This is a genomic window from Achromobacter aegrifaciens (genome assembly GCF_902859735.1).
In the GTDB taxonomy this organism is placed as follows: Bacteria; Pseudomonadota; Gammaproteobacteria; order Burkholderiales; family Burkholderiaceae_B; genus Achromobacter; species Achromobacter aegrifaciens.
Genome location: NZ_CADIJY010000007.1, coordinates 196808 through 204643, shown reverse-complemented (window position 1 = coordinate 204643; position 7836 = coordinate 196808). Strand labels below are relative to the sequence as shown.

The 7836-nt window shown below is 68.6% G+C and carries 8 protein-coding genes; all 8 read right to left on the bottom strand.

Going from position 1 to position 7836, the window contains the following annotated elements:
• On the bottom strand, positions 1–522 hold a 522-nt coding region (locus HV766_RS20900; RefSeq protein WP_175181765.1), incomplete at its 3' end, for a biotin/lipoyl-containing protein.
• A 10-nt stretch (positions 523–532) separates the two neighbouring features.
• Positions 533–1024, bottom strand: coding sequence for a VOC family protein (locus HV766_RS20895; RefSeq protein WP_119450281.1), 492 nt, complete (start codon positions 1022–1024; stop codon positions 533–535).
• Complete coding sequence (locus HV766_RS20890; RefSeq protein ID WP_054458928.1) at positions 1021–3204, bottom strand: alpha-ketoacid dehydrogenase subunit alpha/beta; 2184 nt, start codon at positions 3202–3204, stop codon at positions 1021–1023. The genes HV766_RS20895 and HV766_RS20890 overlap by 4 nt, the downstream gene beginning before the upstream one ends.
• 38 nt (positions 3205–3242) lie before the next feature.
• Positions 3243–4031, bottom strand: coding sequence for an SDR family NAD(P)-dependent oxidoreductase (locus HV766_RS20885; protein WP_054458930.1), 789 nt, complete (start codon positions 4029–4031; stop codon positions 3243–3245).
• Positions 4032–4065: 34 nt separating this feature from the next.
• Positions 4066–4785: an ABC transporter ATP-binding protein gene (locus HV766_RS20880; RefSeq protein ID WP_054458931.1), complete on the bottom strand. Its 720-nt coding sequence runs from the start codon at positions 4783–4785 to the stop codon at positions 4066–4068.
• A complete protein-coding gene (locus HV766_RS20875) occupies positions 4782–5534 on the bottom strand; it encodes an ABC transporter ATP-binding protein (RefSeq protein WP_054458933.1) in 753 nt (250 codons plus the stop codon). The genes HV766_RS20880 and HV766_RS20875 overlap by 4 nt, the downstream gene beginning before the upstream one ends.
• On the bottom strand, positions 5531–6799 hold the full coding sequence (locus HV766_RS20870; protein WP_175181764.1) for a branched-chain amino acid ABC transporter permease: 1269 nt from the start codon (positions 6797–6799) through the stop codon (positions 5531–5533). Before HV766_RS20870 ends, HV766_RS20875 begins: the two co-directional genes overlap by 4 nt.
• Positions 6796–7737, bottom strand: a complete 942-nt coding sequence (locus HV766_RS20865; RefSeq protein WP_175181763.1) for a branched-chain amino acid ABC transporter permease — start codon at positions 7735–7737, stop codon at positions 6796–6798. The genes HV766_RS20870 and HV766_RS20865 overlap by 4 nt, the downstream gene beginning before the upstream one ends.
• Positions 7738–7836: the final 99 nt, after the last annotated feature.

Sequence of the window (7836 nt, the reverse complement as noted above, 5' to 3'; positions counted from 1 at the left end):
CGCCGCTTCCACGTCGCGGCGCACGATGCGGCCGTGCGGGCCGGTGCCGGTCACGCCCAGCAGATCCACATGCCATTGCGCGGCCAGGCGGCGCGCCAGCGGACTGGCGAACAAGCGGCCGCCGGGGATCGGGGCGTTGCTGGCGGCAGCGGCTGCCTGCGGCGCGGCCGCAGTGGCAGGGGCGGCGGCCGCAGGCGTGGGTTCGGCGGTTGGCGCGGCCGCGGGCTGCGCGGCGGCGCCGGCCTCTGCCAGCGCGCGGTCGATGGCCGAAGCGTCCTCGCCCTGCGCCAGCAGCACGCCGATCACGGTGTTCACCGGCACGGAGGCGGCGCCGGCCTGGACCACGATACGGCCCAGCACGCCGGCCTGCTCGGCATTGATCTCGACAATGGCCTTCTCGGTTTCGATTTCGGCCAGTGCGTCGCCCACGGCGACGGTGTCGCCTTCTTTCTTGAGCCACTGGTGCAGCGTGCCGCCCGAGGTGTCGGCCGCAACGGAGGGGAGCTTGATAAGGTGTGCCACGATGTTCGTCCTATTCAGCGGCGCCGGCCAGGTCTGGCCGGTAGGTGGCGGGATCGTCGTATTCGACCAGTTCCAGCACATTGCCTTCCGGGTCGCGGAAGAACGCCAGCCAGGTGCCGGGGCGCACTTCCATCGGCGCGGGCTTGCTGTCGAAAACCACGCCCCGGGCTTCCAGTTCGCGCACCACGCCGGACAGGTCGCGCACGATGAAGGTCAGGTAGGTTGCGCCCTGGCGGTCCAGGATGGCCGCGCCGCGCGCGGCGGCCTCCGGCGCGGCGGCGGGTTGCAGCAGCTTGATGCGTTCGCCATAGCTGGTCTGCAGGCGCGCCACGTCGTAGCCATGGCGCGTGAGGCCGGTGGCCTGGGCCTTGTCTGCCGGCACGCTCACGCGGTTGACGAGCTTCAGGCCCAGGACCCCGGTATAGAAGGCCAGCAGCGCGTCCAGGTCGGCGCAGCAGATGCCGACTTCCATCGGCACGGTCATGTGCAGGGATGCGCTCATGCCTGTTCTCCCAGGTCGGCCAGCACGTCGGCCAGGCCGGCCATGACTTCCTCGGTGTCCGCGAAGGCGGCGCGCTCCAGCACCTTGGAGATGCTGGGCGAGGCTTCGCCGCCGGTCACGCGCTTGACTGGCTGGTCCAGCCAGTCGAAGTAGCGGCGCTGGATCTCGTCGGCCAACATGGCGCCGTAGGAGGTGCCGCGCGCGCCTTGCTCCACGATCAGCACGTTGTTGGTCTTCATGATGCTGGCGCCGATGGTGTCCCAGTCCAGGCTGGCGCGGTCCAGCGTGCGCAGGTCGATGACCTCGGCGTCCACGCCGGCGGCTTCCGCCGCCTTGAGCGCGCGGCTGACCATGGACAGATAGGTCAGGATGGTGACCTTGCCGCCCTCGCGGCGCACGCGAGCCTTGCCAAACGGGATCGCATAGTCCAGGTCGTCCGCGGGCACCTCGCCCGAGGAGGCGTACAGGTCCACGTGCTCGATCACCAGCACCGGGTCCTTGGAGGCCAGCGCGGTGTTCATCAGGCCGACGTACTCGTAAGGCGTGGACGGCGCGACCACGCGCCACCCGGGCGCGGTGGCGAAGATGCCGGCCGGATCCATCGAGTGCTGCGAGCCGTAGCCCGTGCCCATGGCGACCTTGGTGCGCAGCACGAAGGGCACGTCGATGTCGCCGCCGAACATGTGGCGGGCCTTGCCGATCTGGTTGAAGATCTGGTCGGCCGCGACCCACATGAAGTCGGGGTACATGAATTCCACGATAGGGCGGTAGCGGCCGTCCATGGCCAGGCCGCCGCCCAGGCCGGCGAAGGCGTTCTCGGAGATCGGGGTGCCCAGTACGCGGTCGGGATACTTGTCCTTCAGGCCGCGCGTGGCACCGTTGGTGCCGCCCTTCAGGCGGTGCACGTCTTCGCCCAGCACCACCACGCCGGGGTCGGTTTCCATGCGGCGGTCCAGCACGTCGGCCACCGCGTCCACGAACTTGCGCTCGGCGGACTGGCCGGCGTGGTCGGCGGCTTCCTGGTAGCGCAGGCCGGCCAGTTCCGAGCCGTCGCTGCGCAGGCCCACGTCGCGGAAATCCGGGCTGGGCCAGAGGTCGGCGCGCACGCGGCGCTTGCCGCCGTCGGCGGCTTCGGTCAGGCGGCCGGAAACGTCCTTCATGACGTCCTTGCAGCGCTGACGCAGGGCATCCACTTCGGCTTGCGTGATCAGCTTGCGGGCGATCATTTCCGTGGCGATCTTGTCCAGCGGATCGCGGCGGCGCCATTGCGCTTCCTCGTCCTTGCTGCGGTAGCCGAAGGCGCTGCCGGGGAACGGGCCGTTCTGGTGGAAGAAACGGTACACGTCCACTTCGACGATGGTGGGGCCGTTGCCCGCGCGCATGTGCGCCACGGCTTCGGACATGGCCAGGTGGACCGCCAGCGGGTCCATGCCGTCCACCTTCCACGACGGGATGTTGAAGGCCAGGCCGCGCGCCGACAGGCGCGGTTCGGCGGTGGACTCTTCGACCGTGGTGGACACCGCGTAGCGGTTGTTCTCGATGAAGAAGCACAGCGGTGTCTTCCAGGCCGCGGTCAGGTTCATGGTTTCCAGCACCGAGCCAATGTTGACCGCGCCGTCGCCGAAGTAGGTCACGGCGACGCGGTCGGTGCCGGCATGCTTGTGCGCCCAGCCCGCGCCGGCGGCCAGCGGCACGCCGCCGCCGACGATGGCGTTGGTGCCCAGCGCGCCGGCTTCGAGCCAGCGCAGGTGCATGCTGCCGCCACGGCCGCGGCAGTAACCCTGGGCCAGGCCCATGATCTCGGCTAGCGTCTTCTGCAGGACTTCATCGATGGCGGGCGTGAGCGGATCGAGCGGGTCCAGGCCCAGCGGGGCGACGTGCTGCAGCGCCTTGGCCAGGAACTGGTGGTGGCCGCGGTGCGAACCGTTGATCTGGTCGCCGGCGCCCAGCGCCAGCACGGAACCGACCGCGCCGCCTTCCTGGCCCACGGACGAGTGCGCGGGGCCGTGCACCAGGCCTTCGGCGGCCAGGTCGAGCACGGCTTCTTCAAAGGCGCGGATCCAGTGCAGCTGGGTCAGCATGGTGCCCAGCAGGGCCGGGTCCGCCTGTTGCCAGTCCTTGGCGTCTACCGTCAGTTGCCGCCAGGGCGCTTGGGACTCAAGCGGTTGGTGGGTGGCCATGAGTGAATCTCCAGAGATGTGTGTATGCGTTCTTGCGATTAGAGGTAGCTGTAGCGGCTCCAGCCGCCGTCGGCCACCAGGGTGTGTCCGTTGACATAGGCGGCCTGGCGCGAGGCCAGGAACACCGCCAGGTCCGCCATTTCGGCGGGTTGCGCCAGGCGGCGCAGCGGCGTGCGCTGCTTGAGGCGTTCGGGGTCGAGCCGGCCGCGCGCGGCCAGGTCGCGCACCAGGTCCGTTTCCACGTAGCCCGGCGCCAGCGCGTTCACGCGCACGCCCATGGGGCCCCATTCCACGGCCAGGGTCTCGGTCAGCAGCACCACCGCGCCCTTGGTGGCGCAATAGGCGGCGCGGTCGGGCGCCGCCACCACGCCGTACATGGAGGCCAGGTTGATGATGCTGCCGGCGCCAGCGGGCACCATGCGGCGGCCGGCGGCCTGGGCGCACAGGAACACGCCGGTCAGATTGATGTCCACGGCGCGGCGCCACTCGTCCACGGTGACTTCCAGCGTGGGCTTGTTGGCGGAGACGCCGGCGTTGTTGACCAGCACGTCGATGCGGCTCCAGGCCTTTTCGACCTGTGCGAAAGCCTGCTCGACCGCGTCGGCGTCGGTGACCGACGCTTGCACGGCCAGCGCCTCGCCGCCCAGGGCAGTCAGGCCGGCGACGGCTTCGTCCAGCGCCGTGGCGTCCATGTCCAGCAGCGCCACGCGCGCGCCCTGGCGCACGAAGGCCTGCGCCGTGGCCAGGCCGATGCCCTTGGCGCCGCCGGTGATGACGACGCTCTGGCCGCGCAGGTCGGGATGGATGACTTCCGGAGTTTGGTCCAAGATGTTTGCCTCTTAGCGATGTATATGCCGGCGCTCAGACCGCCAGCCATTCCTGGACCACGTCCTGGCGCTCATGCAGCTGCGCGGGCGGTCCTTCGAAAACGATGCGGCCATGGCCCATCACGCTGACGCGGGTGGAGACCTTCAGCGCGATGGTCAGCTTCTGCTCCACCAGCACCACGGACACGCCGCGCTTGTGGATGTCGCGGATCACGTCGGCGATCACTTCCACGATCTTCGGCGCCAGCCCTTCGGTGGGTTCGTCGATCAGCATGACCTTGGGGTTGCCCAACAGTGAACGGCACATGGTCAGCATCTGCTGTTCGCCGCCCGACAGGTTGCCGGCCTTGGTGCCGCGGCGTTCCTTCAGGCGGGGGAAGTAGTCGAACATTTGCTCGGTCGACCAGTAGGGCGCGTCGTCGCGCTTGGGCTGTTCGCCCATGCGCAGGTTTTCGTCCACGGTCAGGTTGGCGAATACCTCGCGCTCTTCCGGTACGAAGCCCAGGCCGGCGCGGGCGATCTCGAAGGGACGTTTGTTGGTGATGTCGCGGCCTTCGATGGCGATGCTGCCGCCGGTCACGTCCACCAGGCCCATGATGCTTTTCATGGTGGTGGAGCGGCCGGCGCCGTTGCGGCCCAGCAGGCTCACGACCTCGCCGCGGCCCACGGTCAGGTCGATGCCGTGCAGGATGTGGCTCTTGCCGTAGTGGGCATGCACGCCTTGCAGGCTCAGCAAGGGGGATTGCGTCGTCATACCGTTTCCTCTCCCAGGTAGGCTTCGCGCACGCGGGCGTCGCCGCGGATGTCGGCCGGCGTGCCGGTGGCGAGGATCTCGCCGTAGACCAGCACGCTGATGCGGTCGGCCAGCGAGAACACCACCTGCATGTCGTGCTCCACGATCAGCAGCGTGCAGTCGCGGGTCACGTCCTTGATCAGTTCGACCGTGTAGTCCACCTCGTGCTGGGACATGCCCGCCATGGGCTCGTCCAGCAGGATGACCTTGGGGCGCGAGGCCAGCGTCATGCCGATTTCCAGCGAACGCTGTTCCGAATAGTTCAGGTCGCCGGCGGCGGTGTCCTGCTTGGCGGCCAGGCGCACTTTCTCCAGCAGGCGGTCGACGTCTTCGTTGACGGCGCGGTTGCGGGCGATGGGACGCCAGAAGTTGTAGACCAGGCCGTGCATGCGCAGCACCGCCAGTCGCAGGTTTTCGCGCACGGACAGACGCGGGAACACATTGGTGATCTGGAACGAGCGCGCCAACCCCAGGCGGTTGATGCGCTCCGGCGGCAGGCCGCCGATGGAGCGCGCACGCAGGCTGATGTCGCCCGAGGTCGGCGCGAACGAGCCCGACATCAGGTGGAACAGCGTGGACTTGCCGGCGCCGTTCGGGCCGATGACGGCATGGCGTTCGCCGGCCTCGACCTTCAGGTTCACGCCGCGGATGATCTGCGCGTCGCCAAAGGACTTGCGCACGTCGGTCAGGGTCAGGATTTCGTGGCTCATTGTGCAGCCTCCAGCGCGGGAGCGGCTTGTTCGTCGTCGCGCCACAGGGCCAGCGCCCAGCGGCAGGCAGCGAGGCCTGCCAGGAACAACACCAACGGAATCAGCCAGGTCGACAGCGCCAGCGGCGCCCAGTCGTGGCCGAACAGCGGAATGTCGGGCCAGCCGGCCTCGGGATTCATGGCCAGCAGCGACCGGTAGTCGCGGGCGAACATGCGTTGCAGCAGCTCCACCGTGAAGACCGTGGCGCAGGTCAGCAGCAGGCCGCCTGCCACCGAGACCGCGGCGCGCGGCAGCCAGTTGCCCAGGCCGCGCTCGCGCAGCGAACGGGCGGCGCCCTGCACCAGGCCGACCAGGCCGTCCGGCACGAACAGCATCACCAGCACGAACAGGATGCCTTGGTACAGCAGCCAGGAGCGCGTGATGTCGGCCAGCGTCTGCGACAGGAAGGTCAGGATGGACGCGCCCAGCACCGGACCGAGGAAGGCGTTGACGCCGCCGATGTAGGCGAACAGCACCGCGTCGGTGGACAGCTTGACGTCGAACAGCACGTAGTTGCCGGCTTCGATGTTCAGCGCCTGCAGGCCGCCGGCAATGCCGGCGAACATGGCGGACAGCGCGAACACCAGGGTCTTGAGCGTGTGGGGCCGATAGCCCAGGTAGCGCAGGCGGTTGGCGTTTTCGCGCAGGCCCAGCGTCAGCCGGCCCAGCGGCGTGCGGGTCAGGCCGTAAAGCGCGGCCAGCGACACCAGCACCCAGGCCAGCACCAGGAAATAGACCTCGATGTCGGAACCGAAGGTGAAGCCCCAGGCCGGCATGCGCATGGCGGACACGCCCGCCTCGCCGCCGAACACGCCCTTGAGGTGCGGCGCCAGCGCATGCAGCAGCTCGGCCAGCGCCAGCGTGATCATGGCGAAATAGACGCCGGCGCGCATGGTGGCGAACCAGCCCGCGACCAGGCCGAACAGCAGGCCGGCCACGCCGCCTGCCAGCGGCATCAGCGGCGTGGGCAAGAGGCCCGCGCCGCCCAGCGCGTTCATGGCATGGATGGTGGCGAAGGTGCCCACGCCGAAGTAGGCGGCGTGGCCGAAGGACAGCATGCCGCCCTGGCCGGCCAGCAGGTTGAAGGCGCAGGCGAACAGCGCGGCGATCAGCATCTGCACGGCCGCCACCAGCTGGGCCGGGGGCAGCAGCCAGGGCAGCGCGCAGAGCGCGGCCACGCACAGGACGAGGAGCAGGAGGACGGAAGTACGGCGGGTCTGGCTCATGCCTGTTCTCCCTTCAGGCCCGAAGGCTTGATCAGCAGCACCACCAGCATCAGCAGGAAGGGCAGGGTGGCCGCCAGGCTGGAAATCTTCACGGTCATCAGGCCGCCCACGCTTTCGGCCCATTTCCCGGCGCCGAACAGGCCAAACAGGGTCGCCAGGCTGGCGTCGATGCCGACCGAGAACGAGCTGATCAGACCGATCAGCAGCGAGGCGATCATCGCGCCTTCGAGCGAGCCCAGGCCGCCCACCACGACCACCACGAACACCAGCACGCCCAGTTCCAGCGCCATGTTCGGATTGGTGGTGTAGAAAGCGCCCGCGACCGCGCCGGCCAGGCCGGCCATGGCCGCGCCCACGCCGAACACGCTCATGAACACCAGCGGCACGTTATGGCCCAGCGCTTCGGCCATGCGCGGGCGGTAGATGGCCGAGCGCACCACGATGCCGACGCGGGTGCGCGACAGCAGCAGATAGATCACGGCGAACATCGCCAGCGACACGCCGCCCATCAGCAGGCGGTAGAAGGGGTAGTCCGCGTCGAACACGCGGAAGGCCGCGAAGTTGAGGAACTGCGGCACGCGGTAGTCGACCGGAAAGTCGCCGTAGAACAGCTTGATCAGCTCCGCCACGATGAAGGCCAGGCCGAAGGTCACCAGCAGTTCCTGCGCATGGCCGAACTTGTGGACGCGGCGCAGGAAGTAGCGCTCCACGCCCATGCCCAGCAGGCCGGCGATGATGGTGGCCAGGACCAGCGCGGTCCAGAAGCCGGTGACGGGCGTCAGGGTGTAGGCGGCATACGCGCCTATCATGTAGAACGAGGCGTGCGCGAAGTTGAGCACGCCCATCATTCCAAAAATCAGTGTCAGGCCTGCCGACACCATGAATAGCAGCAGGCCGTAAATCACGCCGTTCAACAGCGAGACGGTAAAGTATTCCATGTCCGCTCCAGGATTCTTGCGCTAAGACGACGGACGTCTTGCGAGCGATGCGCACCAGGGTTTTTCCGGCCCGCGCCGGGGGTGCGCTTATTGATCTGC